Source organism: Kitasatospora sp. NPDC030952 (assembly GCF_055571335.1).
The window spans coordinates 113,514-135,781 of sequence record NZ_JBVIFM010000004.1; the positions used below are offsets into that span (position 1 = coordinate 113,514).

A 22,268-nucleotide genomic window follows, 5' to 3' on the forward strand; every position below is an offset into this window, starting at 1 on the left:
GGTCCGGGCCGGTGGTCATGACCCGTCCAGCCAGTCGCGCACCCGGTCGAGCAGCCGGCCGGTGTCGACGGGCTTGGTGACGTGGTCGTCGGCGCCCGCCGCCAGGCTCTTGTCCTTGTCGCCGGGCATGGCCTTGGCGGTGACGGCGATGACCGGCAGGCGGGCGAAGCGTTCGTCGGCGCGGATGGCGGCGATCGCGGCGTAGCCGTCGAGGCCGGGCATCATCACGTCCATCAGGACGAGGTCGGTCTCGGGGTGGGCGCGCAGCAGGTCGAGCCCGGTGGCGCCGTCGGGCGCGTGCAGCACGGTCAGTCCGCTCTCCTCCAGGGCGGAGGCCAGCGCGAAGACGTTGCGCGCGTCGTCGTCGACGATCAGGACGGTGCGCCCGGCCAGCCGTAGGTCCGCGGGCGCGGCGGCCCCGGGGCCGGGGGCGCCCGGTCGGCGCTCCGGTGCGCCGTCCGGACGTTCGGGCTCGGTGAGCGGCAGGTGGAACGAGAAGCGGCTGCCCTGCCCGGCGGTGGAGCTGACGGTGAGGGTGCCGCCGAGCAGCCGGGCGAGCTCCCGGCTGATCGACAGACCGAGGCCGGTGCCGCCGTAGCGGCGGCCGGTGGTGCCGTCGGCCTGCTGGAAGGCACCGAAGATGGTGTCCAGCTGGGCGGGGTCGATGCCGATGCCGGTGTCCTCGATGTGGAAGGCCACCGCGGCCTCCGCCCGGCCGAGTTCGGGCGGCAGCCGCGGCCCCTCGACGCGTTCGATCCGCAGCTCCACCCGGCCGCTGTCGGTGAACTTGACGGCGTTGGAGAGCAGGTTGCGCAGCACCTGGCGCAACCGGGCCTGGTCGGTGACGAGTTCGTCCGGCACGGCCCGGTCGACGGTGACCTCGAAACCGAGGCCCTTCTGGTCGGCGAGCGGCCGGAACCCGGACTCCACGTACTCCAACAGCTCGCGCACGGCGAAGGGTTCGGGGGTCAGTTCCATCTTTCCCGCCTCGATCTTGGACAGGTCGAGGATGTCGTTGATCAGCTGGAGCAGGTCGGTGCCGGCCGAGTGGATGACGCCCGCGTACTCGACCTGTTTGGCGGTGAGGTTGCCGGCGGCGTTCTGGGCGAGCAGCTGGGCGAGGATCAGCAGGCTGTTCAGCGGGGTCCGCAGTTCGTGGCTCATGTTGGCCAGGAACTCCGACTTGTACATCGAGGTGAGGCTCAACTGCCGGGCCCGTTCCTCCAGTTCCTGGCGGGCCTGCTCGATCTCCAGGTTCTTCGCCTCGATGTCGCGGTTGCGCTGGGCGAGCAGTGCGGCCTGCTCCTCCAGTTCGGCATTGGAGCGCCGCAGCTCCTCCTGCCCGGCCTGCAACTCCTCGGACCGGGCCCGGAGTTCGCCGGTGAGCCGCTGGGACTCGCCGAGCAGTTCGTCGGTGCGCGCGTTGGCCAGCAGGTTGCCGATGTTGACGCCGCAGGCCTCGGCGAACTGCGCCAGGAAGTCCAGGTGGACCTCGGTGAAGGGGTGGACGGAGGCGAACTCCAGTACACCGAGCAGCCATTCCTCCAGGGCGATGGGCAGCAGGACGAGCGAGCGGGCGTCGGCGGCGCCGGCCCCGGAGGCGATGACGGCGTAGCCGGGCGGCAGCTCGTCCACGGTGATGATCCGCCGACTGCGCGCCGCCTGGCCCACCAGCGACTCGCCCAACTTCACCCGCTGGTCCGCGAGTTCGGTGCGAGCCCGGCCGTAGGCGCTGATCCGGGCCAGTTCGGTGCCGCCCTCGGTCTCCTCCGCCAGGAAGAAGGCCCCGTACTGGGCGCCGACCAGTGGGGTCAGCTCGTCGGTGATCATCTCGGCGACGGCCGTGATGTCCCGGCGGCTCTGGACGGCGGCGGAGAAGCGGGCCAGGTTGGTCTTCAGCCAGTCCTGCTCCTGGTTGGCCTGGATGGTCTCGCGCAGGGACTCCACCATGTCGTTGATGTTGTCCTTGAGTTCGGCGACCTCGCCGGAGGCGTCCACGCTGATCGAGCGGGTGAGGTCGCCGGCCGCGACGGCGCTGGTGACCTCGGCGATCGCCCGGACCTGCCGGGTGAGGTTGCCGGCCAGCTCGTTGACGGTCTCGGTGAGCCGCTTCCACGTCCCGGAGACCCCTTCCACTTCGGCCTGGCCGCCGAGCCGCCCCTCGGTGCCGACCTCCCGGGCCACCCTGGTCACCTCGGCGGCGAAGGAACTCAGCTGCTCCACCATGGTGTTGACGGTGGTCTTCAGCTCCAGGATCTCGCCGCGCGCGTCCACGTCGATCTTGCGGGTGAGGTCTCCCCCGGCGACGGCCGTGGTCACCTGGGCGATATTGCGCACCTGGCTGGTCAGGTTGTGCGCCATGAAGTTGACGCTGTCGGTGAGGTCCTTCCACGTCCCGGCGACGTTCGGCACCCGGGCCTGGCCGCCCAGGATGCCCTCGGTGCCGACCTCGCGGGCCACTCGCGTCACCTCGTCGGCGAACACCGACAGGGTGTCCACCATGGTGTTGATCGCGGCCGCGAGCGCCGCGACCTCGCCCTTGGCCTCCACCGTGATCTTCTTGGAGAGGTCCCCGCGCGCCACCGCGGTCGCCACCTCGGAGATCGAACGGACCTGGCCGGTGAGGTTGGAGGCCATCACGTTGACGTTGTCGGTGAGGTCCTTCCAGGTGCCCGAGACGCCCCGCACGGTGGCCTGGCCGCCCAGGTTCCCGGCCGTGCCGACCTCGCCGGCCACCCTGGTCACCTCGTCGGCGAAGGCGGAGAGCTGGTCGACCATCGTGTTGAGGGTCTCCTTGAGGTCCAGGATCTCGCCGCGCGCGTCCACCCGGATCTTCTGGGTGAGGTCGCCCCCGGCGACGGCGGTGGCCACCCGCGCGATCGCCCGGACCTGGCCGGTCAGGTTGCCGGCCATCGCGTTGACGGAGTCGGTGAGGTCCTTCCACGTCCCGGTGGCGTCCGGCGCCTGGGCCTGCCCGCCGAGCCGACCCTCGGTGCCGACCTCGCGGGCCACCCTGGTCAGCTCGGAGGTGACCCGGGCCAGTTGTTCGGACATCCCGTTGAAGACCGTGGCGATCTCCCCCAGCACGCCCGGCCGGCCCGGGTCCAGTCGGGTGCGGAAGTCGCCGTCGCGAACCGCCGTGAGCCCGGCGAGCAGTTGCCTCAGCGACTGTTCGGCAAGCCCGTTCACAGGGTGCTCGTCCATCGGTCCACCGTCCGGATCGCACGGCCGGGTGCTGCCAGGGCACCACCCCGGCCCGGGGCGGCGGGCCACCGCCCTGCTCCCACTGTGCCACCGGAGGCCGGGGGCGTCAGCCGGTGCCGGCCCGCCCCGGATCAGCGCGGCCCGGGATCAGGTGGGAGCGGCGAGCCCCCGGACCATCCGCAGCTCGGCGGCGGTCCGCAGCGGGTCGTCCGTGTCCACGGTGATCCCGGCGAAGGGCGCGGGCGGGCGCAGCCGCACGCACAGCACCGCGTGCCGGTGCCCGCGCAGGGCGACGAAGTCCCGTCCGTCCTTGTGCCGCCACACGCCCAGGCAGAGCGCGCCGGGGACGGCCAGCCCGGTGTCCCGCAGTCCGCGCAGCGCCCGCCAGCGGTCCGGCTGGACCTCCACCGCCGTGACGGCCTCCAGCGGCGCCCGGACCTCCCGGCGGCAGGCCACCAGGCATTCCCACCACGCCAGCCTGACGACCAGGTCGCCACCGTCGACCAACAACCTGGCCATCCTCCGCTCCCTTCCGCTCCCCCACGCTTCCGCCCGCACGCTGCCGGCCCGGTCAGCCGGGGACGGTGTCCCGCACCCGGAAGGCGTCCGTGGCGCCGGTGAGTTCGAGCATCCGCAGCACCAGCGGCCGGGGGCGGGCCAGTTCGATCCGGCTGCCGTCGGCCGCCGCCCGGGCCCGGGCGTGGAGCAGCGCGTTGAGCCCGGTCGAGTCGCAGAACTCCAGCCCGGCGCAGTCGATCACGACGACGGTGGCGGGCTCGGCCAGGGCCGGTTCGAGGACGGCGTTCAGCTCGGCGACCGAGTCGAGGTCGAGTTCGCCGTACAGGGCGATCACGGTGCCCTCGGCCCACGGCGAGGCGTGCGCCAGGAGGACCCCGGGCTCGCCGAGGCGCTCGGACGCCGGGCCCCGGCCCTTCGGCTGTCGGCCCACCATGGCGCTCCTCCTCCTGGTGCTTCCCCCGACGGCCCCCGCAGCGCGCCTGTCCACTGCGGCGCCCGGGAAACACCGGGCGGCGTCGTCGACCGTTTCCGATAGGCCGGAGCGTCAGCGGCCGGGGGCGGGCCGGTCCAGCGGGGACGGCACCTCCAGCCAGACCAGCTTGCCGCCGTCCTCGGGCACCGACCCCCAGGCCCGGGCCAGCCGGTCCACCACCCGCAGCCCGTGACCGCCCGGCCGGGCGGGGTCCGCGGACAGCCGCAGCCTCGGCGGCACCGGGCTGGCGTCCGCGACCTCCACCCGCAGCCGGGCGCCGTCCCAGTCCAGCCGCAGCTCCCGCGGGCCGCCCGGCGCGTGCAGACAGGCGTTGGTGACCAGCTCCGACACCATCAGCAGGACGTCCTCCGACACCGCCAGTTGCTCCTCGTCGGCGGCGGGCAGCCACCCCCAGGACCGCAGTGCCGCCCGGCTGAACACCCGGCTGCGCTGCACCGCGCCCTCGCTGCCCGCGAATGTCAGCCGCCTGGCCCGTCCCGGGCCCGGCGCGGGGGCACCGTCCGGCGGGGACACCACGCGGCCCCTCACTCCCGGCCGGGGGCGGGGGGCTCGGCGACGGCCCCCGGCGCGGGGCCGGAGCCGGGGTCGGGGTCTGGGTCGGGGCCGGGGTCGGGGCCGGGCTCGGGGTCGGGCTCGGGGTCGGGGTCGGACCGGATGCGCAGCACGGTGTCGGTACCGGTGACCTCGAACAGCCGGGCCACGATCGGGCGCGGCCGCACGACCTCCAGGGTCCGCCCGGCCGCCTCCGCGTCGATCCGGGCCCGCAGCAGGATGTTCAGCCCGGTGGAGTCGCAGAACCGCAGCTCGGCGAGGTCGACCACGATCCGGCGGACCCCGTCCCGCAGCGGCCGGGCCAGTACGGTGCGCAGCACGTCCGCCGAGTCGTGGTCCAGCTCCCCGGCCACCGTGACGATCCGCTCCGACGCCCGGTCCTCGGCCGCCACGTGCAGGCCCGTGCTCCGCTGCTCGCCCTCACTGGGGACCTCGGTTGGCCCTGGCATCGCGCGCTCCCGGTCCGGTCGGTACGGCAGGGCTGCCGTACCGACCATCATGCCGCGCGGCGGCCGGGACCGCCCGGACGGCCCTCGGAACCACCCGGACGGCCCTCGGACCCACCCGGACGGCCGCCCGCCGCGATCCCGCGCCGAGGTGTACGAGCCCCGGGGCCGGAGAGACGCTGGGGGCAGGACTTCCGTCCGAGACGGCTTCCGGAGGCGCAGGCCGAGGAAGCGGGAGGCGAGCCCCATGAGCGACCAGGACCCGACCCGCGACCGGCCCGCGCCCACGGACCGGTCGGTACCGCACGAGACCCCCGGCTGAGCCCGCCGTGCCGCGACCCGCACCCCGCGCGCTGACCGCGCCCCGCCGACCGCGGGGGGCCGGCCCATGGGCGTGAACGGCCCCGGACCGGGCCGACGCCCCCGGCCGCTCGGCAGCCGTCCGCCCCGGGTGGCCCTGCGCCGGGCCCGTCCGGCCGCGCCCCCGGAGCGCGTCCCGGCCGGGCTGCGCACCGCCGCCGGGTACATCTGGCGGCTGGGGCTGCTCGGGGTGGCGGCCTACCTGGCCGTCGAGGTGCTCGGCCAGCTGGAGGTGCCGGTGATCGCGCTGTTCGTGGCGCTGGTGATCACCTCGGTGCTGCGCCCGCTGGTCGACCTGCTCGCCCGGGCGCTGCCCCGCTCGCTGGCCGTGCTGGTGGCGTTCGTGTGCGCGGTCGCGCTGGTCGGCGGGGTCCTGGCGCTGGTCGGCACGAACGTCGCCGACCAGTGGACCCAGATCGGCGACGAACTGCGCGGCGGCCTCGGCCGGATCGACACCTGGCTCACCCGCGCCCCCTTCCACCTGCGGCCCGGCACCGTCACGGACCTGCGGGCGAAGCTCGGCTCATTCGTCTCGGCGCACCGCTCGGCGCTGCTGACCACGGCGCTCAGCGGGGCCGGCCGGGCCGTCGAGCTGGTCACCGGGCTGGCCCTGGCGGTGTTCTGCTCGGTGTTCTTCCTGCACTCCGGCGAGCGGATGTGGGCCTGGGCGCAGCACCAGCTCCCGTCCCGGGCCCGCCCCGCCTGGAGCCGGGCCGGCCAGGCCGCCTGGCAGACCTTCGCGGGCTACACCCGCGGGGTGCTGATCGTGGCGGCGACCAACGCGGTGCTGGTCGGCATCGCGCTGGCCGTCCTGCGGGTGCCGCTGGTGCTGCCGCTGATGGTGCTGGAGTTCGTGGCGGCGCTGGTGCCGCTGATCGGCTCCCCGATCGCCCTGGCGGTCGCCGCGCTGGTGGCGCTCGCGGCGCGCGGGCCGGTGGTGGCGCTGCTGGTGCTGGCCCTGATCGTGGTGATCGGCCAGATCGAGGGCCATCTGCTGCATCCGCTGGTGCTGGGCTGGTCGGTGCGCATCCACCCGGTGGCGGTGGCCCTGTCGGTGATCGGCGGCGCCGTACTGGCCGGAGTGCTGGGCGCGGTGGTCGCGGTGCCGGTGGTGTCGGTGGCCTGGGCGGTGCTCAACGCACTGCGGGACCACCGCGCGCGGGGGCACCCGGGATCCGGGCGCGATGCCCCGGCGGTGGGCGACCACCCGCGCCGCTCCCCGCGCGACCGCTGACGCCCGGGAGCAGGGCCGAACAGGCCACCGGACAGGACCTAGGCTGGCCACACGCCATTGCACGGCGAGACACACGGGGAGAGGGGAACGTCCATGTGGACGGACGGACTGGTGGAGATCACCTCCGAGGACGAACTGCGCGAGCTGCTCGGTGCGCCGACCCCGCGGGACGCGGCCAAGGTGCGGACCTCCCTGCACGAGCACGACCGCGCGTGGCTGGCCGCCTCGCCGTTCTGCGTGGTCTCCACGGCGGCGGCGGACGGCAGCTGCGACACCTCCCCGAAGGGCGACCCGGCCGGCTTCACCCTCGTCCTGGACGACACCACGATCGTGGTGCCCGAGCGCCCCGGCAACCGGCGCACCGACGGCTTCCGCAACGTCCTGGGCAACCCCCACGTCGGCCTGCTGTACGTGATCCCCGGCCGCGGCGACACCCTGCGGATCAACGGCCGAGCCCGCCTGCTGCGCGACGCGCCGTTCTTCGACCGGCTGGTGGTCAACGGCCACCGGCCACCGGTGGCGCTGCTGGTCGAGATCGAGGAGGTGTTCTACCACTGCTCCAAGTCCTTCCTGCGCTCCGCGCTCTGGAAGCCCGAGTCCTGGACCCCGGAGGCGGCGCCGTCCCGGGCGCGCATCGCCAAGAGCCTGGAGCGGCCGGACGAGGACCTGGCGGACCTCGAGCAGTACTACGGCCCGCGGTACGGCGCCCGGCTCTACGGCTGAGCCGGCTGAGCCGGGGCGCCGGGGCGGCCCCGCGGCGGCGGGGTGACACTGGTCGGGGGCCCGGAGGCGCGGCAGCCCGCTCCGACCCCCGCCCCGCCGTCCGACCCGCCGTCCGCCCTGTCCGAGGAGACCCGCCATGGCCGACCACTCCCCCGCCCACCTGCTCGCCGCCATCGAACTCGGCGCCTCCGCCCGCGCCCACGGCAACCACCCGTTCGGCGCGCTGCTCACCGGTCCGGACGGGGACGTCCTGCTCACCGCCGAGAACACCGTGCTGACCGACCACGACGTCACCGCCCACGCGGAGATCAACCTGGTCCGCGAGGCCTCCCGCACCCTGGCCCCGCACCAGCTCGCCGAGGCCACCCTCTACTCCAGCACCGAGCCCTGCGCGATGTGCGCCGGGGCGATCTACTGGAGCGGCATCCGGCGGGTCGTCTACGCCCTCGCCGCGCCCGAACTGAACGCCATCGCTGGCGTCGACCCGGACGAGCCGGTCCTCGACCTGCCCTGCCGCGCGGTCTTCGCGGCCGGCGGCAACACGGTGGAGGTGTCCGGTCCGTACCTCTTCGAGGAGGCTTCGGCCGTGCACGTCGGCTACTGGGGGTAGCGGACCACCCCGGTTGCTCCGACCGGGTGCTCCGGGCTCGGCCCCGGCGGAGGATCGGGATGCCCTGCCCGGCCGGGCCGGGCGTTTCGCACTAGGTTGCCCGCTATGGACGGAAACCAGGCTCACGGCCGGCGGGTGCCCGCGAACCGGCCGGAGCGCGCCGTACGGGCCGTGGACGGGCGGCTCCCGCTGACCGAGGCGGGCAGGCTGCTGCTCCGCAAGGCGTTCCCCGACCACTGGTCGTTCCTGCTCAGCGAACTGGCCCTGTACAGCTTCGTCTTCCTGCTGCTGACCGGGGTGTTCCTCACCTTCTTCTTCAACCCGAGCATGGGCGACGTCGACTACCAGGGCCCCTACCTGCCGCTGCGCGGGGTGCGGATGTCCGAGGCGTACGCCTCGACCCTGCGGATCAGCTTCGAGGTGCGCGGCGGCCTGCTGGTGCGTCAGATCCACCACTGGGCGGCCCTGCTGTTCGTCGCCTCGATCTGCGCACACCTGCTGCGGGTGTTCTTCACCGGCGCCTTCCGCCGCCCGCGCGAGCTGAACTGGGTGATCGGGGTGACCCTGCTGACCCTCGCCCTGCTGGAGGGGTTCTCCGGCTACTCGCTGCCGGACGACACCCTGTCCGGCACCGGGCTCCGGATCGCCGAGGGCGTCCTGCTCTCGGTGCCGCTCGTCGGCAGCTACCTCACCTTCTTCGCCTTCGGCGGCGAGTTCCCCGGGCACGCGATCATCCCGCGGCTGTTCACCGTGCACATCCTGCTGGTGCCCGGTCTGCTGCTGGCGCTGATCGGGGCGCACCTGACCCTGGTGGTGGTGCTCAAGCACACCCAGTGGGCGGCGCCCGGCCGGACCAACCGGAACGTGGTGGGGCTCCCCTTCTTCCCCCAGTTCCTGGCCCGCACCACCGGCCTGGCCTTCACCGTCGGCGGCATCCTGGCGCTGTCCGCGCTGGCCGCGGAGATCAACCCGATCTGGCGCTACAGCGCCTACCGGCCCGACATCGCCGGGGCGGGCGCCCAGCCCGACTGGTACATCGGGTTCATCGAGGGGGCGCTGCGGCTGATGCCCGCGGCCGAGACCGGGGTGCTCGGGCACACCGTCTCCTGGAACGCCTTCCTGCCCGCCCTGGTGGTGCCGGGCCTGCTGTTCGGGGCGCTGTACGCCTACCCCTTCGTGGAGCGCTGGCTCACCCCGGGCGGCGGCGAGCACCACCTGTGCGACCGGCCGCGCAACAAGCCCGTCCGCACCGCGCTCGGGGCCGCCGGGGTCACCTGGTACACCGTGCTGCTGATCGCCGGCGGCAACGACGTGGTGGCGTACGTCTTCGGCGTCTCCGTCAACTCCCTGACCTGGGTGCTGCGGGCGGCGTTCTTCCTGGCGCCGGCGCTCGCGTTCCTGCTCACCCGGTGGTTCTGCCTCGCCCTGCAGGCCAGGGACCGCTCCCGGCTGCTGGAGGGCGACCCGACCGGGCGGATCGACCAGTCGATCGAGGGCGGATTCGACGGGCACCACCGGCCGGTGCCGGCCGCCGAGCGGTACGCGCTGCTGGTGCGCGACGCCCCGCGACCGGACGAGCCGCGGCCCGGGGCGCCGCGCACCGAACGGGCCCGGGCCGCGCTCGGCTCCTGGTACCACGGCGACCGGGTCGAGCTGCCCGCCACCGAGCAGGAGGTCCACGCCGTCGCGGCCGTCCTCACCGCGCCGGAGCACCCCGCACCGCCGGCGGCCGACCGGCCCGCGCTCCCGGAGCGGCGCGGGCCGCTGGGCCGGCTGTTCCGCCGGCTCAGGCCCCGCCGTCGCCGCGGTCGTGGTACTGGAAGATGAAGCCGAACACGGCGAAGCCGAGCAGCACCGCCCCGCAGATGATCAGCCAGCGGGCGAACACCAGGCCCAGCGCGAAGACCACCAGGCCCGCCGCGGTGAGCACCGGGTAGCCGCTGCGGGCCGGGAAGAAACCCACCTGCCCGGCGGACTCCACGATCTCGGCCTCCTTGCGGTCCTGCGGCCGCCCGCCGCCGCGCCGCTGGTGCTGGACGAACCAGAACAGCGCGACCAGCCCCGACATCAGGAACGCCACCGTCAGGATCGCCTTGCCGGCCGGCTCGTGCGCCCAGAACCCGTAGACCAGCCCGACCACCGCGAAGAACACCGTCATGACGGCGAACAGCCACCCCTCGGCCTTCATCGCGCCTCCCCCCGTCCGCTCCGGCCGACCTGCGGCTGTCCGGCGCCGCTCGGTGAGTCCTCCGGCGGCACCTCCGGGTGGTGCAGGTCGAAGGCCGGCGACTCGGAGCGGATCCGGGGCAGCACCAGGAAGTTGTGGTGCGGCGGCGGACAGGACGTGGCCCACTCGAGGGAGCGGCCCCAGCCCCACGGGTCGTCCTGGTCGACCCGGGTGCCGTGCCGGGTGGTGATCCAGACGTTGTAGAAGAACGGCAGGTTGGAGACGCCGAGCAGGAAGGCGCCGATCGAGGCGACCACGTTGAGCGTGGTGAAGCCGTCCACCGCCAGGTACGTCGCGTAGCGCCGGGGCATCCCCTGGGCACCCAGCCAGTGCATCACCAGGAAGGTGGCCTGGAACCCGACGAACAGGATCCAGAACTGCACCTTCCCGAGCCGTTCGTCGAGCATCTTCCCGGTGATCTTCGGCCACCAGAAGTAGAAGCCCCCGAAGGTCGCGAACACGACCGTCCCGAACAGGACGTAGTGCAGGTGGGCCACCACGAAGTAGCTGTCGGTGACGTGGAAGTCGATCGGCGGCGCGGCCAGCAGCACCCCGCTCAGGCCGCCGAACAGGAAGGTCACCAGGAACCCGATCGACCACAGCATCGGGGTCTCGAAGGACAGCGAGCCGTGCCACATCGTCCCGATCCAGTTGAAGAACTTCACCCCGGTGGGCACCGCGATCAGGAAGGACATCATCGAGAAGAACGGCAGCAGCACCTGCCCGGTGGCGAACATGTGGTGCGCCCAGACCGACATCGACAGCGAGGTGATGGTGATGGTCGCGCCGATCATCCCGTAGTAGCCGAACAGCGGCTTGCGGCTGAAGACCGGGATGATCTCGCTGACGATGCCGAAGAACGGCACCGCCACGATGTACACCTCCGGGTGGCCGAAGAACCAGAACAGGTGCTGCCAGAGCATCGCCCCGCCGTTGGCCGGGTCGAAGACGTGGGCGCCGAACTTGCGGTCCGCCTCCAGCAGCAGCAGGGCCGCGGTCAGCACCGGGAAGGCCAGCAGCACCATGATCGAGGTGAACAGCACGTTCCAGGTGAAGACCGGCATCCGGAACAGCGTCATGCCCGGCGCCCGCAGACAGGTGATGGTGGTGATGAAGTTGACCGAGCCCAGGATCGTCCCGAGACCGGCCACCACCAGGCCGAGCGCCCACAGGTCCGGGCCTGTCCCGGGCGAGTGCTCCGGCCCGTTCAGCGGCGCGTAGGCGAACCAGCCGAACGCGGGGGCGCCGCCCGCGGTGAGGAAGCCGCTCAGCACCATCAGCCCGCCCAGCAGGAACGCCCAGTAGGTGAAGGCGTTCAGCCGGGGGAAGGCCACGTCGGGCGCGCCGATCTGCAGCGGCATGATCGCGTTGGCGAAGCCGGCGAAGGTCGGGGTGGCGAACAGCAGCAGCATGATCGTGCCGTGCATGGTGAACAGCTGGTTGTACCGCTCGTTCGACAGGAACCCGGTGTCGGGGCCCAGCAGCTGCGTCCGCATCAGCAGCGCCATCAGGCCCCCGACCAGGAAGAACCCGAAGGCCGTCGCCAGGTAGAGGTTGCCGATCACCTTGTGGTCCGTGGTGAACAGCCAGCGCAGCAGCCGGCTGCCCCGCCGCACCCGCAGCCGGACGCGCGGCGGCGGGCCGGTGTCGACGGTGGTGTCGACGGTGGTGTCGGCGGTGGTTTCGGACGCACTCATGGGACCTCCGCAGCGGAGCCGGATGAAACCCCCCGGCAGGGCCCCGTCCTCCCCCGGAACGGCCCGGCCCCGCACACCGGGAGCGACCCTAGCGGCGGGGCGCCGGTGCCACGGGGCGCCACGCGGCACCGGCGGGCGTGCGGCCGCCCCGGCTGCGCCGTCGGTGTGCGGATCCGCCCGATCCGGGCACACGCTGGTGTGGGCGGACCGCCACCGGTGTGGACGGACCCGCCACAGCACACCGAGCCGGGAGGAACCCGTCATGGCCGCACAGATCAGCTACCGGCGGATCTACGAGGACGCCTCGCCCCAGGACGGGCAACGGGTACTGGTGGACCGCGTCTGGCCGCGCGGCATGAAGAAGACGGACGCGCACCTGGACGAATGGCTGCGCGACGTCGCCCCGTCGACCGGACTGCGCAAGTGGTACGGCCACGACCCGGAGCGCTTCACCGAGTTCCGCCGCCGCTACCTCGCCGAGCTGCGCGACGCCGAGCACCGGGAGGCCGCTGGCCACCTGCGCGAGCTGGCCGCCCACGACCCGCTCACCCTGCTCACCGCCACCAAGGACGTCGACCACAGCCAGGCGGCCGTGCTCGCCGACTGGCTGGCGAAGAAGAAGCACTGAGCGGACGGGTGACGCGACATGACGGCGATCGTCGTCCTCTTCGAACTCGAACAGGACGAAGCCCTCGGACCGGACGGCGTGGAGCCGGTGGTGCTGGCCGTGCACGCGGCGGGCGGCGACCCGGAGGTGCCCGAGGACCCGCTCCCGCGCACCCTGTGCGGCCTGGACACCGACCCGATGGAACACTCCCACTACCGGCCCGCCCGACCGGGCGAGCCCTGGTACCCGCCCGCCCTGGCCGACCGGCGCTGCGCCGCCTGCGAGGCCGCCCTGCGGGCGCTCTGACCCCGCAGGGGGCTGTGCGCCAGCAGGGGGCTGTGCGCCAGCAAGGGCGCCGTGGGTCCGCAGGCCGGCCTCGGGTCAGCCCCGGGCGGTGAAGCGGCGCCGCCCGAGCACCACCGCGGCCGTCAGCGGCACGGTCGCCACGGCGATCACGCCGAACAGCAGGTCGAACCGCCCCTGGCCGGCCACTCCCCCGCCGAGCGCGGTGCCCAGGGCGCTGCCGACGAACAGCGCGGCGACGAAGCAGGAGACGGCCGTCCCACGCGCCTCGGGCACCACCGAGGTGGCCCACGCCTGGAGCGTCGAGTGCAGGAAGGCCCAGCCCGCGCCGAGCAGCACGGCCACCAGCGCGTACGTCCACACCCCGGGCACCAGGGCGGCGGCGCCGTAGCCGGCCAGCACCAGGGCGCCGCCGATCGCGGCCAGGCCGTGCGCCGGGACGTACCGCGTCAGGGCCTTCACGGCGCGGGTGAACACCAGCGTCCCCGCGCCGTACAGGGCGGTGATCGCACCGGCCGCGGCGTCGGAGAGGCCGCGGTGCTCCAGCGCCGGGGCGACGAAGGTCAGCCCGCCCAGCAGCACCGCGCCCTCGACCAGGCCGAGCAGGGCGACGAGGTACGCGAACGGGCTGCGCAGCACCGCACCGAGCTGCCCGGCCAGGCTGCCGGCCGGGGCGCGTTCCGGCTCCACCGCGCGGCGCAGCCCGATCGCGGCCGCCGCGGCGGCTATCGCGGGCACCACGAACACCAGCCGCCAGTTCAGCCAGTTGGCGACCATCCCGGCGAACAGCGCGGCCAGTCCGTTGCCGAGCCCGAGCGCCGCCATCAGGTCGGCCAGCGCGCCCTGCCGGCGCTCCGGCGCCACCGCGTCCCCGACGAAGCTCAGCGAGGACGGCACAACGGCGCCGAACGCGAAGCCGGTGACCACCCGCAGCGCCGTGAGCACCGCCAGGTTCGGCGCCGCGGCCGAGGCCAGGCCGGCCAGCGCGGCCACCGCCAGGGCGGTGCGGATCACCCGAAGCCGCCCGATCCGGTCGGAGAGCACGCCCCAGACCGGTTGTGACAGTCCGTAGGCGAGCGCGTAGCCGCCGGCCAGGGCCACCGCGGAGGACAGCGGGACGTGCAGCGCGGCCGCGACGGTGACCAGCACCGGGCCGATGGCGAAGCGGTCGAAGTTGGCGGTGAACGCGGCGGCCGTCAACGGGAACGGCACCCTGGTGTCCGGCCGGGCGGCGACCGGAGCGGCGGTGTGGGCGATCGGAGTCATGCGTCCCATCCTCGGGCCGCCACCGGACCCGCCCCGCCACCAGGCGCTGACGGATCATCCTGGTAGTGGGAATAACAGCCTCGGCCGGATCGCCGGACCGTACCCTGGGCCCATCATGAACGATCGTGAAACACAGCGCCGCACGGCGCTCGGCGCCTTCCTGCGCTCCCGGCGGGAACGCCTGACCCCGGGTGACGTCGGCCTGACCGGCGGCCCCCGGCGCCGGACGCCCGGGCTGCGCCGCGAGGAGGTGGCGCAGCTGTCCGGGGTGAGCGTGTCCTGGTACTCCTGGCTGGAGCAGGGGCGCCCGATCGCCGCCTCCGGCCAGGTCCTGGACGCGCTGGCCACCACCCTGCGACTCACCTCGGCCGAGCGGCGCCACGTCTTCGACCTGGCCGGCGAGAACGACGCCGCCCCGCGCCCGGCCGCCGACGGCTGCCCCGCGGTCGGCGACCACCTGCGGGCCACCGTCGCGGCCCTCGGCCCCACCCCGGCCTGCCTGCTGGACCGGCACTGGGACATCCTCGCCCACAACGGGAGCGAGGCCGCCATCTACGACGGGCTGGACCAACTGCCCGTCCAGCGGCGCAACATGATCTGGCTCTACTTCGGCTGGCCGCCGATGCGCACCGTCCTCAAGAACTGGGAGGCCGAGTCCTGGGCGGTGCTGGCCCAGTTCCGCGCCTCCGCCGACCGCCACCCCGGCGACCCGCGCTTCGCCGAGATCGTCGCGGACGTCTCGACCGCCGACCCCGGCTTCCGCGCCCGCTGGGAACGCCACGACGTGGCGGGCTTCAACCCGGCGCTCAAGCGCTTCGACCACCCGCGGCTCGGGCTGCTGACGTTCCGCCAGGCCAAGCTGATCGCGGCCGAGGACCCGGATCTGCACCTCGTCGTCCGCCACCCGGCGGACCCGGGCACCCGCCGGGCGATGGCGGCGGCGGCCTCCTGCCCGACCGCACCGGCCGGCGACCCGGTCGAGGCGGCGGCCGGCGCCGCCGGCCCTCCCGTGGTTGCGTCGGGTCGGCGCCCGGTCCCGGCGCCGACGGGTAGCGTGCGGCCACGGGCCGCGGCGGCACCGGGCGACGGCCCCGGGAACGGGAGGCGGCCATGAGCGGGAGCGGATCGATACCGGACCTCCCCGGACCGACGCCGGACCTCCCCGGTCCCACGCCGCACCCGGCGGGGCCGCCCCGCCGAACGGTGCTCCGGCTCGCCACCGTGCCCCTCGCCGCGCCGTTGGCGGCGGTGCTCGCGGCCTGCGGGGGCCCGGAGCCCGCGCCGGCCCCGGGCCCGTCGGCCTCCACCCGATCGCCCTCGCCCCGGCCCACCACGGCGAGCCCCACACCCGCCGGCCCGGCCGACTGGGCCGCGCTGGCCAAGGACCTCGGCGGCACCGTCATCGGCCCCCAGGACGGCCGCTACCAGGACGCGAGCCGGCTCTACCAGCCGCAGTTCGACGACCTCCGACCCGCCGGGATCGTCTACCCGGCCACCGCCCAGGACGTCACCACCTGCCTGGCCTTCGCCCGCCGCCACGCCGTCCCGGTCGCGGTGCGCAGCGGCGGGCACAGCTACGCGGGCTGGTCCTCGGGCCCCGGGATGGTCCTGGACGTCGGGGCGATGGCGGGGGTCGACGGCTCGGGCGGCACGGCCACGGTGGGGGCCGGGGCGCGGCTGATCGACGTGTACGCGGGGCTGGCGGCCGACGGCGTGACCGTCCCGGCCGGCTCCTGCCCGAGCGTCGGCGTGGCCGGGCTGACCCTGGGCGGCGGCATCGGCGTCACCTGCCGGGCGTACGGGCTGACCTGCGACAGCCTCACCGGCGCCCAGGTGGTGACGGCGGACGGGCGGATCCGGCAGGTGGACGCGGACACCGACGCCGACCTGTTCTGGGCGCTGCGCGGCGGTGGTGGCGGCAACTTCGGCGTGGTCACCTCCTTCACCTTCCGCACCCACCCGGCGGCGACCTGCGCGTACGCCTTCCTGTCCTGGCCCTGGTCCGCCGCCGGGTCGGTGGTCGCGGCCTGGCAGAGCTGGGTGGCGGGCACCCCGGACCAGCTCTGGGCGAACCTGCACCTGGACACCTGGCCGGACGGCAGGCTGCGCCTGACCAGCACCGTCAACCTGCTCGGTCCGCAGCGCGAACTCGCCGACCTGATCGACCGGTTGGCCGTCGCGCCGGCCACCGCCTCCCTCCACACCGCGCCGTTCCTGGACACCATGAAGGTGCTGGGCGGGGTGGCCGGCTGGTCGCAGGCGGCCGCCCACCTGCCGGGCAGCCTGCCCGGCAGGAGCCCCGACGGCCGACTGACCAGGGAGTCGTACGCGGCCCGGTCCGACTTCTACACCAGGCCGATCGACGCGGCCGGGATCGCGGCGCTGGTGGCCGCCGTCGACCGGTACGCCCGGACCGCACCGCAGGGCGGGAGCGCCTCGGTCGCCTTCGACGCGCTGGGCGGCGCGGTCGGCCGGATCGCTCCCGGGGACACCGCCTTCGTCCACCGCGGCGCGCTGTTCTCGGCCCAGTACATCGCCAACTACCCTTCTCCCGGGGCCGGTTCGGGGCCGGGCGTGGAGCAGTCCCAGGCCTGGCTGCAGGACGTCTGGAGCACCATGCGCCCGTACGCCAGCGGCGAGGCGTACCAGAACTACCCCGATCCGCGCCTGACCGATTGGGCCCGGGCGTACTACGGCGGCAACCTCGACCGGCTGCGCGGGGTGAAGCGCGGCTACGATCCGGACGGCCTCTTCACCTTCCCCCAGGCCATCAGCCCGGCCTGACGCGTGCCCGGTCCGGCCCCGACCGGGCACGTCCCGGCTCAGCCGAAGCCGTATCCGCGCGGCGCCGTCACGTCGAGGGTGTCCCGAAGCATCGCCAGTGCCGCGCCGAGCGGGCTGGAGCGGCCGCCGCTCACCGTGATGTCGCCGGCGTCGGGGCAGCCGTAGACGACCGCCTTCTCCGGGCCGGTGAGCGCGTGCAGCGGGTCGCCGGGCGCGGTCCGCTCCAGGCGGACCTCGACCAGCAGCGGCCGGTCGGCGCTCGCGCTCGCCACCGCCCGCAGCCGTTGCCCCCGAGCGGCCGCGGCCACCGCCGCGGCGCCCGTCCCCGCGTCCACCGCCTCCGTACTGACCCTGACGGCCGCCGGCTCCCAGCCCCACAGCAGGGCCGCGAGCAGTCGCACCTTGGTGGCCGCGTCGGCGCCCGACAGGTCGGCCGAGGGATCGGCCTCGGCGATGCCGCGCCGCTGGGCCTCGGCGACCGCCCGGTCCAGGGGGTCGCCCACCGCCAGGCGGTCGAGCACGAAGGTGGCGGTCCCGTTGGGGCAGGCCCGGATCGTCCGGCAGCCGAGACCGCGCACACCGGTGCGTGCCAGGTCCGCGGTCGGCAGGGCCGCACCGGTCGCCCCGGAGATCCTGATCAGGCCGCCGCCCGCCCGCGCGGCCCCGGCGAGTTCGTGCCAGTGGCTCAGCAGGTGACTCTTCGTAGCGGTGACCACGTGCACCCCGCGCCCCAGCGCCAGACAGGCCTCCTCGGCGGCCTGCTCCCGCGCCTGCGGGGAGGACGGCAGCGACTGGACGAGCACCCGCGCGCCGGTGCGGTCGAGGGTCTGCGCCAAGGAGGCCAGCGGGCCCCACTCCGCCCGCGGCGGGACCGGGCCACCGCCGTGGAGTTCGACCTGCGCCGAGCCGACCCGCACCGCCGCGAGCCTCGGCCGGACGCCGTACTCCTCCGCGATGCCGTCACCGTGCGTCAGCAGCCGCTCGGCGTAGGCGCGGCCGACGGGGCCGTAGCCGGAGAGGACGACGGCCGGCTCACCGGCTGGTGGGGCCGAGGGGGAGACGGTCCGGACATCTGGTGCGGGCATCCCGCGAGGATACCCGGGGCCGTCCGGGCCGCCAGCCGGCGGCGGCTGCCGTTCGCCCGCTTCCACGGCCGGTCCGGGCCGGTCCAGGCCGGGCCGAGCCGAGCCGGCGGAACTCGCCGAGGACGTCCGGGGGTCAGCGCAGCAGTACGGCCAGCAGTTCCGCGAGCGTGGGCCCGGCGTCCGCCGGGTGGCGCAGTTGCTTGCTCGCGATCACGTGGTAATGGTTCACCCGCCCGCGGCGCTCGTGGGTGAGGTAACCGGCCGCTTCGAGGTCGGCGATGATCCGCTGCACGGCCCGCTCGGTGAGCAGGCAGCGGGCGGCGATGTCCCGCACCCGGATTCCGGGATCGCGGGCGATCTGCACCAGGACGCGGGCGTGGTTGGTGAGGAAGGTCCACCCAAGGCCCGCTGGCCGCTCAGTCATGGTCCCAGCCTACGGCCGGTGCCACGCCCCGCTGCGACCCCGAAGCCGTCCGATTCGCCGTCCGGCGCCGTTTGCCTCCCGCGACGGCGGCAACCCGCAGGAGTATGGCTTACCTAGGAGAACCCGTACCGACCGTCCCCCAACCCCGCCCGCGGAGCGAGCACCCGGACCGGTCCCGGCCCTGGCTGACCGTCCGCACCGGCGGTGCGAGGACGGACGAACCCGCGGGCGCGGTGCTGTTCGGCCGCGACGGCACGCTCCTCCAGAACGTCGCCCCCAACGGCGATCCCGCCATGGTCCACCCGGCGGCGGGCGTCCGGGCCGCCGTCGCCGCGCTGCGCGGGGCGGGCCTCGCGCTCGGCGTGCTGAGCAACCAGCCCGGCGTGGCCCGGGGGCTCTTCGGGCGCGGGCAGGTCGAGGCGGTCCAAGCCCGGGCCGAGGCGCTGCTCGGCGCGATCGACGTGTGGGCGGTGTGCCCGCACGGGACGCGCGACGGCTGCGCCTGCCGGATGCCGGCCCCCGGACTGGTGACCGCCGCCTGCGGGGCGTTGGGCCTGCCGCCCTCGCGCGTCACCGTGATCGGCTGCGAGGACACCGTGCTCGCCGCCGCGCTGACGGCCGGCGCCCACGCGATCAGGGTCCCCGGGGCGACCGGGCCGGTGGCCGGCCGATACCGGCTCTGCGCGCCGACGGCCTGTCCGGCGGCCGGGAGCCCGGCCGAGGCGGCCTACCTCCTGCTGCGGCACTGACCACCGCCCGGCGCACGCCGGCCCGGCGCCGAACTCCAGGACCACCGAACTCCAGGACCACCGAACTCCAGGACCACCGAACTCCAGGACCACCGAACTCCAGGACGGAGAAGTCAAGATGAGCACCTCCCCCGAATCCCCCGAGCCCGCCGACCGGGACGCCAAGGACGCGGCGCTGGACGCCGCCCGGGCCCCCGATCCGGACGGCCCGCTCACCACCGACCAGGGCGTCCGCGTCGACGACACCGACAACTCGCTCACCGTCGGCGACCGCGGCCCCACCCTGCTGGAGGACTTCCAACTGCGGGAGAAGCTCACCCACTTCGACCACGAGCGGATCCCCGAACGAGTCGTTCACGCGCGCGGCGCCGGGGCCTACGGCTTCTTCGAACCGTACGAGTCGCTGGCCGAGTTCACCTGCGCGGACTTCCTCCAGGAGGCGGGCCGGCGCACGCCCGTCTTCGTCCGCTTCTCCACCGTGCAGGGCCCGCGCGGCTCCGCGGACACGGTGCGCGACGTCCGCGGCTTCGCCGTCAAGTTCTACACCCGGCACGGCAACTACGACCTGGTCGGCAACAACATGCCGGTGTTCTTCATCCAGGACGCGGCCAAGTTCCCGGACTTCGTCCACGCGGTGAAGATGGAGCCCGACAACGAGATCCCCACCGGCGCCTCCGCCCACGACACCTTCTGGGACTTCTGCTCGCTCCAGCCGGAGTCCACCCACATGCTGATGTGGGTGATGTCCGACCGGGCCATCCCGCGCAGCTACCGGATGATGCAGGGCTTCGGCGTGCACACCTTCCGCCTGGTGAACGCCGACGGCCGGGGCACCTTCGTGAAGTTCCACTGGAAGCCGGTGCTCGGCGTCTGCTCCCAGGTGTGGGACGAGGCCCAGCTCACCGCCGGGCGCGACCCCGACTTCCACCGCCGGGACCTGTGGGAGGCAATCGCCGCGGGCGACTTCCCCGAGTACGAGCTGGGCGTCCAACTGATCCCCGAGGAGGACGAGTTCGCCTACCCGTTCGACCTGCTGGACCCGACCAAGCTGGTCCCCGAGGAGCTGGTGCCGGTGCGCCCGATCGGGCGGATGGTCCTGGACCGCAACCCGCAGAACTTCTTCGCCGAGACCGAGCAGGCGGCCTTCCACACCGCCAACATCGTGCCCGGCATCGACTTCACCAACGACCCGCTGCTCCAGGGCCGCAACTTCTCCTACCTGGACACCCAGCTGATCCGCCTGGGCGGCCCCAACTTCTCCCAGCTGCCGGTCAACCGCCCGCTGGCCGAGGTCCGGGTCAACCACCGGGACGGCTACGGCCAGCAGGTGGTGCACCCCGGGACGAGCTACGCGCCGAACTCCGTCGGCGGCGGCTGCCCGTTCACCCTGGGCGGCGGCCACCTGGCCGAGGGGGTGTTCGAGCACTACCAGGAACGCATCGACGGCGCCGCGATCCGTCGGCGCAGCCCCAGCTTCGCCGACCACTACGGCCAGGCCGCGCTGTTCTGGCGCAGCATGGCGGACTGGGAGCAGCGGCACATCACCGCCGCCTTCGCCTTCGAGCTGGGCAAGGTCGAGGACGAGGAGGTCCGGCGGCGGATGATCGGCAACCTGGTGCACGTCGATCCGGGCCTGGCCGCCGAGGTCGCCCGGCGGATCGGTGTGCCGGAGCCGGAGGCCACCCCCGACGACCGGGCCACGGCCTCGGCCGGCAACGAGGTCGCCGGGCCCCGGACCTCTCCGGCGCTGAGCCTGGAGAACCTGCGCGGCTCGGGCATCCGCACCCGCAGGATCGCCGTGCTGGCCGGGCCCGGCGTGGCCGGCGACCAGGTGCGGGCCGCCCGGGAGCACCTGGGCCGGGCGGGCGCGGGCGTGGAGACGCTCGCCGCGCACGGCGGCCACGTGCTGGCCCAGGACGGTGAGCACCTGTCGGTGGACCGCCCGCTGCCCACCACCGCCTCGGTGCTGTACGACGCCCTGGTGGTGCCGGACGGCAGCGACCGTACGCTGCCCGCCGATCCGGACGCCGTCACCTTCCTCGCCGAGGCACTGCGGCACGGCAAGCCGGTCGCGCTGCTGGGCTCGGGCGTGGAGCTCGCCCGGGCGGCCGGGTTCGCCGCGCCGGACGGGCTGGCCGGGGTTGCGGTCTGCGCGGACGGGGCGGACAGCACGGACGGCGCGGGCGGGGCCGACGGCCGGCGGCCCGGGCCGGAGTTCTGGACGGAGTTCGCCGCTCTGGTGGCAGAGCACCGCTTCCCGTCGCGCTGACGCCGCCTCCCGGGGCGAGGAGCGCGGCGAAGGCCCGTACGGCTTCCGTACGGGCCTTCGCCGCGCTCGGGCCTTCGTGCTTCCGTTCGGCCTTCGTGCCAGGTCCGGGAACGGCCGGGAGACGGTCAGGCGGCGGCACCGGCCCGGGCGCTCAGGGCGGCGTCGATGCCCCGCAGGAAGTCGTCGAGGTCCCCGGGATTGCGGGAGGTGAGCAGCCGCCAGTCGTTGGCGTCGTCGGTGACCAGCGGCTCGTCCGTCCAGGTCGCGCCCGCGTTGGCGAGGTCGGTGCGCAGCGACGGGTAGGAGGTGAGCCGCTTGCCGTAGGCCACACCCGCCTCGGCCAGCAGCCACGGCCCGTGGCAGATGGCGGCGACGGGCCGGCCGGAGGTGGTGAAGGCGAGCACGACGGCCACCGCCTCCAGGCGGAGCCGCAGGCTGTCCGCGTTGAGGGTGCCGCCGGGGATGAGCAGCAGGTCGTACCCGGCGGGGTCGATCTCGTCGAAGGTGTGGGTCGGGCGCACCCGCTCGCCCGGGTCCCGGTCGTGGACCAGGGTGTGGATGTCGTCCCGGTGCGGGGCCGCGATGTCGACCTGGACACCGTTGTCGCGCAGGTGCCGCACCGGGACGAGCAGTTCGTCCTGTTCGACGCCGTAGTTCGTCACGATCGCCAGGACCTTGGTGGGGTGGGTCATCGCTCCTCCTGGGCAGCGTCAGCG

At 74.4% G+C, this 22,268-nt stretch carries 21 protein-coding genes; 10 read left to right on the forward strand and 11 right to left on the reverse strand.

The window, feature by feature from the left end:
• Positions 1–15: 15 nt before the first annotated feature.
• The 5 genes from ACZ47G_RS10290 to ACZ47G_RS10310 form a co-directional block, all read right to left on the reverse strand.
• The gene (locus tag ACZ47G_RS10290) at positions 16–3,204 is read right to left on the reverse strand and encodes a HAMP domain-containing protein (protein WP_465740996.1); all 3,189 of its coding nucleotides are present in this window, start codon (positions 3,202–3,204) and stop codon (positions 16–18) included.
• Positions 3,205–3,351: 147 nt separating this feature from the next.
• Positions 3,352–3,723, reverse strand: coding sequence for a hypothetical protein (locus ACZ47G_RS10295; protein WP_465740997.1), 372 nt, complete (start codon positions 3,721–3,723; stop codon positions 3,352–3,354).
• 52 nt (positions 3,724–3,775) lie between these two features.
• Positions 3,776–4,156 carry an STAS domain-containing protein gene (locus tag ACZ47G_RS10300; RefSeq protein WP_465740998.1) on the reverse strand — a complete coding sequence of 127 codons (381 nt, stop codon included), beginning with the start codon at positions 4,154–4,156 and terminating at the stop codon, positions 3,776–3,778.
• 111 nt (positions 4,157–4,267) lie between these two features.
• Positions 4,268–4,732 carry an ATP-binding protein gene (locus ACZ47G_RS10305; protein ID WP_465740999.1) on the reverse strand — a complete coding sequence of 155 codons (465 nt, stop codon included), beginning with the start codon at positions 4,730–4,732 and terminating at the stop codon, positions 4,268–4,270.
• Between the two features lie 8 nt (positions 4,733–4,740).
• Positions 4,741–5,217 (reverse strand): STAS domain-containing protein, encoded by a 477-nt coding sequence (locus ACZ47G_RS10310; RefSeq protein WP_465741000.1) that lies wholly within the window; start codon positions 5,215–5,217, stop codon positions 4,741–4,743.
• 385 nt (positions 5,218–5,602) lie between these two features.
• Here ACZ47G_RS10310 and ACZ47G_RS10315 point away from each other — a divergent pair, with 385 nt between their 5' ends.
• The 4 genes from ACZ47G_RS10315 to qcrB all read left to right on the forward strand — a co-directional run bounded on the left by ACZ47G_RS10315 (position 5,603) and on the right by qcrB (position 9,968).
• Positions 5,603–6,808 (forward strand): AI-2E family transporter, encoded by a 1,206-nt coding sequence (locus ACZ47G_RS10315; protein ID WP_465741001.1) that lies wholly within the window; start codon positions 5,603–5,605, stop codon positions 6,806–6,808.
• A gap of 93 nt (positions 6,809–6,901) precedes the next feature.
• Positions 6,902–7,531 carry a pyridoxamine 5'-phosphate oxidase family protein gene (locus tag ACZ47G_RS10320; RefSeq protein ID WP_465741002.1) on the forward strand — a complete coding sequence of 210 codons (630 nt, stop codon included), beginning with the start codon at positions 6,902–6,904 and terminating at the stop codon, positions 7,529–7,531.
• 136 nt (positions 7,532–7,667) lie between these two features.
• Positions 7,668–8,141 carry a nucleoside deaminase gene (locus ACZ47G_RS10325; RefSeq protein ID WP_380452121.1) on the forward strand — a complete coding sequence of 158 codons (474 nt, stop codon included), beginning with the start codon at positions 7,668–7,670 and terminating at the stop codon, positions 8,139–8,141.
• A 105-nt stretch (positions 8,142–8,246) separates the two neighbouring features.
• Positions 8,247–9,968: a cytochrome bc1 complex cytochrome b subunit gene (qcrB, locus tag ACZ47G_RS10330; RefSeq protein WP_465741003.1), complete on the forward strand. Its 1,722-nt coding sequence runs from the start codon at positions 8,247–8,249 to the stop codon at positions 9,966–9,968.
• Here qcrB and ctaF read toward each other — a convergent pair.
• Complete coding sequence (gene ctaF, locus ACZ47G_RS10335; protein ID WP_465741004.1) at positions 9,928–10,329, reverse strand: aa3-type cytochrome oxidase subunit IV; 402 nt, start codon at positions 10,327–10,329, stop codon at positions 9,928–9,930. The genes qcrB and ctaF overlap by 41 nt on opposite strands.
• A complete protein-coding gene (ctaD, locus tag ACZ47G_RS10340) occupies positions 10,326–12,065 on the reverse strand; it encodes an aa3-type cytochrome oxidase subunit I (RefSeq protein WP_465741005.1) in 1,740 nt (579 codons plus the stop codon). Before ctaD ends, ctaF begins: the two co-directional genes overlap by 4 nt.
• 262 nt (positions 12,066–12,327) lie before the next feature.
• Between ctaD and ACZ47G_RS10345 the strand changes: the two genes are divergently transcribed.
• Together ACZ47G_RS10345 and ACZ47G_RS10350 are read left to right on the forward strand one after the other, a co-directional pair.
• A complete protein-coding gene (locus ACZ47G_RS10345; RefSeq protein WP_380452132.1) occupies positions 12,328–12,693 on the forward strand; it encodes a DUF488 domain-containing protein in 366 nt (121 codons plus the stop codon).
• Between the two features lie 18 nt (positions 12,694–12,711).
• A complete protein-coding gene (locus ACZ47G_RS10350) occupies positions 12,712–12,978 on the forward strand; it encodes a hypothetical protein (RefSeq protein ID WP_380452134.1) in 267 nt (88 codons plus the stop codon).
• A 75-nt stretch (positions 12,979–13,053) separates the two neighbouring features.
• Here the strand turns inward: ACZ47G_RS10350 and ACZ47G_RS10355 are convergent, their stop codons facing one another.
• On the reverse strand, positions 13,054–14,241 hold the full coding sequence (locus ACZ47G_RS10355; RefSeq protein WP_465741006.1) for an MFS transporter: 1,188 nt from the start codon (positions 14,239–14,241) through the stop codon (positions 13,054–13,056).
• Positions 14,242–14,356: 115 nt separating this feature from the next.
• Between ACZ47G_RS10355 and ACZ47G_RS10360 the strand changes: the two genes are divergently transcribed.
• Positions 14,357–15,355, forward strand: coding sequence for a helix-turn-helix transcriptional regulator (locus ACZ47G_RS10360; RefSeq protein ID WP_465741007.1), 999 nt, complete (start codon positions 14,357–14,359; stop codon positions 15,353–15,355).
• Positions 15,352–17,025, forward strand: a complete 1,674-nt coding sequence (locus ACZ47G_RS10365; protein ID WP_465741008.1) for an FAD-binding oxidoreductase — start codon at positions 15,352–15,354, stop codon at positions 17,023–17,025. The genes ACZ47G_RS10360 and ACZ47G_RS10365 overlap by 4 nt, the downstream gene beginning before the upstream one ends.
• A 38-nt stretch (positions 17,026–17,063) precedes the next feature.
• Here ACZ47G_RS10365 and ACZ47G_RS10370 read toward each other — a convergent pair whose 3' ends face one another.
• The gene (locus tag ACZ47G_RS10370) at positions 17,064–18,110 is read right to left on the reverse strand and encodes a homoserine dehydrogenase (protein WP_465741009.1); all 1,047 of its coding nucleotides are present in this window, start codon (positions 18,108–18,110) and stop codon (positions 17,064–17,066) included.
• A 133-nt stretch (positions 18,111–18,243) separates the two neighbouring features.
• Positions 18,244–18,534: a helix-turn-helix transcriptional regulator gene (locus tag ACZ47G_RS10375; protein WP_380452148.1), complete on the reverse strand. Its 291-nt coding sequence runs from the start codon at positions 18,532–18,534 to the stop codon at positions 18,244–18,246.
• A 104-nt stretch (positions 18,535–18,638) separates the two neighbouring features.
• On the opposite strand from ACZ47G_RS10375, the gene ACZ47G_RS10380 reads away from it, so the two are divergent.
• Positions 18,639–19,283: an HAD-IIIA family hydrolase gene (locus ACZ47G_RS10380; protein ID WP_465741010.1), complete on the forward strand. Its 645-nt coding sequence runs from the start codon at positions 18,639–18,641 to the stop codon at positions 19,281–19,283.
• 118 nt (positions 19,284–19,401) lie between these two features.
• Positions 19,402–21,552, forward strand: coding sequence for a catalase (locus ACZ47G_RS10385; protein ID WP_465741011.1), 2,151 nt, complete (start codon positions 19,402–19,404; stop codon positions 21,550–21,552).
• Positions 21,553–21,677: 125 nt separating this feature from the next.
• On the opposite strand, the gene ACZ47G_RS10390 is transcribed toward ACZ47G_RS10385, so the two are convergent.
• On the reverse strand, positions 21,678–22,244 hold the full coding sequence (locus ACZ47G_RS10390) for a DJ-1/PfpI/YhbO family deglycase/protease (protein ID WP_465741012.1): 567 nt from the start codon (positions 22,242–22,244) through the stop codon (positions 21,678–21,680).
• Positions 22,245–22,268: the final 24 nt, after the last annotated feature.

Bases quoted from the DNA above. Each gene is read 5' to 3' on its own strand.
- ACZ47G_RS10380 (WP_465741010.1), top strand. From the start codon at position 18,639: ATGGCTTACCTAGGAGAACCCGTACCGACCGTCCCCCAACCCCGCCCG.
- ACZ47G_RS10295 (WP_465740997.1), bottom strand. From the start codon at position 3,723: ATGGCCAGGTTGTTGGTCGACGGTGGCGACCTGGTCGTCAGGCTGGCG.
- ACZ47G_RS10375 (WP_380452148.1), bottom strand. From the start codon at position 18,534: ATGACTGAGCGGCCAGCGGGCCTTGGGTGGACCTTCCTCACCAACCAC.
- ACZ47G_RS10360 (WP_465741007.1), top strand. From the start codon at position 14,357: ATGAACGATCGTGAAACACAGCGCCGCACGGCGCTCGGCGCCTTCCTG.
- qcrB (WP_465741003.1), top strand. From the start codon at position 8,247: ATGGACGGAAACCAGGCTCACGGCCGGCGGGTGCCCGCGAACCGGCCG.
- ACZ47G_RS10325 (WP_380452121.1), top strand. From the start codon at position 7,668: ATGGCCGACCACTCCCCCGCCCACCTGCTCGCCGCCATCGAACTCGGC.
- ACZ47G_RS10350 (WP_380452134.1), top strand. From the start codon at position 12,712: ATGACGGCGATCGTCGTCCTCTTCGAACTCGAACAGGACGAAGCCCTC.
- ctaD (WP_465741005.1), bottom strand. From the start codon at position 12,065: ATGAGTGCGTCCGAAACCACCGCCGACACCACCGTCGACACCACCGTC.
- ACZ47G_RS10355 (WP_465741006.1), bottom strand. From the start codon at position 14,241: ATGACTCCGATCGCCCACACCGCCGCTCCGGTCGCCGCCCGGCCGGAC.
- ACZ47G_RS10365 (WP_465741008.1), top strand. From the start codon at position 15,352: ATGAGCGGGAGCGGATCGATACCGGACCTCCCCGGACCGACGCCGGAC.
- ACZ47G_RS10385 (WP_465741011.1), top strand. From the start codon at position 19,402: ATGAGCACCTCCCCCGAATCCCCCGAGCCCGCCGACCGGGACGCCAAG.
- ACZ47G_RS10315 (WP_465741001.1), top strand. From the start codon at position 5,603: ATGGGCGTGAACGGCCCCGGACCGGGCCGACGCCCCCGGCCGCTCGGC.
- ACZ47G_RS10320 (WP_465741002.1), top strand. From the start codon at position 6,902: ATGTGGACGGACGGACTGGTGGAGATCACCTCCGAGGACGAACTGCGC.
- ctaF (WP_465741004.1), bottom strand. From the start codon at position 10,329: ATGAAGGCCGAGGGGTGGCTGTTCGCCGTCATGACGGTGTTCTTCGCG.
- ACZ47G_RS10310 (WP_465741000.1), bottom strand. From the start codon at position 5,217: ATGCCAGGGCCAACCGAGGTCCCCAGTGAGGGCGAGCAGCGGAGCACG.
- ACZ47G_RS10290 (WP_465740996.1), bottom strand. From the start codon at position 3,204: ATGGACGAGCACCCTGTGAACGGGCTTGCCGAACAGTCGCTGAGGCAA.
- ACZ47G_RS10370 (WP_465741009.1), bottom strand. From the start codon at position 18,110: ATGCCCGCACCAGATGTCCGGACCGTCTCCCCCTCGGCCCCACCAGCC.
- ACZ47G_RS10345 (WP_380452132.1), top strand. From the start codon at position 12,328: ATGGCCGCACAGATCAGCTACCGGCGGATCTACGAGGACGCCTCGCCC.
- ACZ47G_RS10300 (WP_465740998.1), bottom strand. From the start codon at position 4,156: ATGGTGGGCCGACAGCCGAAGGGCCGGGGCCCGGCGTCCGAGCGCCTC.
- ACZ47G_RS10390 (WP_465741012.1), bottom strand. From the start codon at position 22,244: ATGACCCACCCCACCAAGGTCCTGGCGATCGTGACGAACTACGGCGTC.